The 2,479-nt window shown below is 75.9% G+C and carries 2 protein-coding genes; both read right to left on the bottom strand.

All coding sequences use genetic code 11. The annotated features are described in order from the left end of the window. Nucleotides 1-261: 261 nt before the first annotated feature. Nucleotides 262-1,431, bottom strand: coding sequence for an MBL fold metallo-hydrolase (locus C3486_RS36485; protein ID WP_103837124.1), 1,170 nt, complete (start codon nt 1,429-1,431; stop codon nt 262-264). A 235-nt stretch (nt 1,432-1,666) separates the two neighbouring features. Then, nucleotides 1,667-2,287, bottom strand: a complete 621-nt coding sequence (locus tag C3486_RS38670; RefSeq protein WP_308461296.1) for a GNAT family N-acetyltransferase — start codon at nt 2,285-2,287, stop codon at nt 1,667-1,669. Between the last annotated feature and the right edge of the window lie 192 nt (nt 2,288-2,479).

Here is a 2,479-nt window from a genome sequence, read left to right as displayed (position 1 = left end):
AGGCATCGGCGCCCTCCGGATCGGCCGTCGGCGGTTCGCGGAGCACGCACGCTAGTTGTTGCGGTGGGGCCGACCGGATGGACTTCGGGGTTTCGCTACCCCGCGCCACCTTCTTGAGTGGCAGTTCTTCGTACGGCAGTGCGAGGGATTACGAACTCCCGTTCGCCGGGCGGGATTTCCTTCCCTTCCCGTTCCGGTTGCGCGGCCGGTGCGGCCGCCGGTCACGTGACGTCCCGGCGGCCGTACGCTTCCCCGGGCCGGTCACTCCCCCGCGGCCGGTGCTGCGCCCGCGCCGCTCGCCATCGCCGCGGGCCCCTTCGGCGGCCAGCACGGCCAGCCGTGCGCGGGCGGCACGGCGACGGCCCGCCACCACGGCTCCACGGTGAGCTCGTCGGCCGGCTCGAACGGCTTGCCGGGAACCGGCGCCGCCAGCTTCGCGCCGGCCGCCATCGCGGCCGCCGCCGTGCGCTCGGCGGGCTCCGCCCACGGGTGCGGCGCGAGGTTGAAGGTGCCCCAGTGGATCGGCAGCAGGACGCCCGCCGGGTGGCCGCCGCCCAGGTCGAGGTGGGCCCGCAGGCCCTCCTCGGGCGTCATGTGGATGTCGGGCCAGAACTCCTCGCTGTACGCGCCGATCTGGATCATCGTGAGGTCGAACGGGCCGTGCGCCTGCCCGATCTCGGCGAAGCCGCTGAAGTAGCCGGTGTCGCCGCTGTGGTACACCCGGTGGTCGGGCCCGGCGACCACCCAGGACGCCCACAGGGTGTGCTGCGGTCCGCGCAGCCCGCGCCCGCAGAAGTGCTGGGCCGGGGTGGCGGTCAGCGTCAGCTCGCCCACCCGGGTCGACTCGTGCCAGTCCAGCTCGGTGATCCGCTCCGGCGGCACGCCCCAGTACTCCAGGTCGGCGCCGATGCCCAGCGGCACGACGAAGGCGGTGCCGGTGGCGATGAGCTGCTGGACGGTCGGCATGTCGAGGTGGTCGTAGTGGTCGTGCGAGATGACCACGGCGTCGACCGGCGCCAGCTCGGACAGGGGCAGCGGCACCGGGTGCAGCCGCCGGGGCCCGACCCAGGTGAACGGCGAGCAGCGCTCGCCCCAGACCGGGTCGAACAGCACCCGCTGCCCGTCGATCTCCGCAAGCACGCTCGAATGGCCCATCCAGGTGATGCGCAGCCCGGAGGCGGGCGGCCGGCCCCAGTCGGCGGCGGTCGGCCGGTGCACGGGCACCTCGCCCACGGGTGCCCTGCGGAGCCTGCCGTCCCTGTTGAGCTGGGTACGGACCATGGGCAGGGTCTGGCCCTGCCGGAGCTGCCGGGTGGCCACCGGATTGCGGAACTGTCCGTCCACGAACTGCGGCGAGCTCTGGATCCTGGCCAGACGCTCTCCCGTGGGCACGGCGCCGAAAGCGGCGGTGCGCCACGAGCCGGAACTCATGCGCCAAGAGCGGGAAGCGGTCACGACACCTCCAGGTTCGGGACGGTCGGCGGAACTGCGGGCCCGGCGGCCGGCGACGGCCGCGGCGCCGCACCGCCCGGACACAACACCATCACCCGCAACGGGCAACGACGCGACCGGCCCGGGCATTCCGCGTACCGCCGGACGGGTGATGAGTACCCCTGGATCGCCGGGAAACTCGTGACGGGAACGAGCGGGATGTGCCGCCGGTTCCTCAGGGGGAGGGCGGGAAGTCGTACCGGCGGTGCTCACCCACCGGGCGGTAGCCCAGCCGCTCGTACAGGGCGGTGCTGGTGCGGTTCGCGGCGTCGGCGAAGAGCAGCACCTGCCCGGCGCCGGACGCGAGCGCACCGCGCGAGACGGCGGCGGTGGCGCCCGCTGCGTAGCCGTTGCCCCGCAGCTCGGGCGGGGTGTAGACGGGGCCGATCTTGGCCATGCCGCCGGCCGTCCGCGAGACGCCGGCGAAGGCCGCGGGGCGGCCGCCTGCCTCCCAGAGCGTGAGCCCGCCGTAGCCGAGCCGGTCGTCGACCGAGCGGGCGTGCCCGTGCGGCTCGCCGCCGCTCTCCCGGGCGAACGCGCCCCACCACTCGACCAGCAGCGCCCGGTCGGCGGCGGTGGCGGTGCGGGCGCGGCCGCGGGGCGCCGGGTCCGGCGGGGTCAGCTCGGCCAGGCGGTAGAGGGTCAGGTGGGTACGGAGCCGGGCGGCGCGGCCGGTGCGCTGCTGCCAGGCGGCGGTGAAGGCGTCGGCGGCGGCCCGGGTGCCGTTGACCCCGCCGACCGGCTGCGGCCCGGCGGCGAGATGGGCCAGGAGGTCGGCGGCGGCGCGGTCGGGCATCGGGGGAGAGCAGCGGCGGGCGGGGCGGGGTCCATACGTACGCACCGTCGACGCGCCCGTCCGGGCCGCGCCGCCAGCCGTACTGCGGCGGCTGGTCGCCGTAGGCCGCCGGGCCCGAGGCGGCCAGGGTGGCCGTGACGCCGAGCAGCTGCGCGTGCTCGTCGGGGCGGGTCCGCAGGAAGGCGCCCGCCG

This window comes from Streptomyces sp. Ru73, assembly GCF_002920575.1.
Taxonomy (GTDB): domain Bacteria; phylum Actinomycetota; class Actinomycetes; order Streptomycetales; family Streptomycetaceae; genus Streptomyces.
This window is presented reverse-complemented; position numbering and strand designations above follow the sequence as displayed.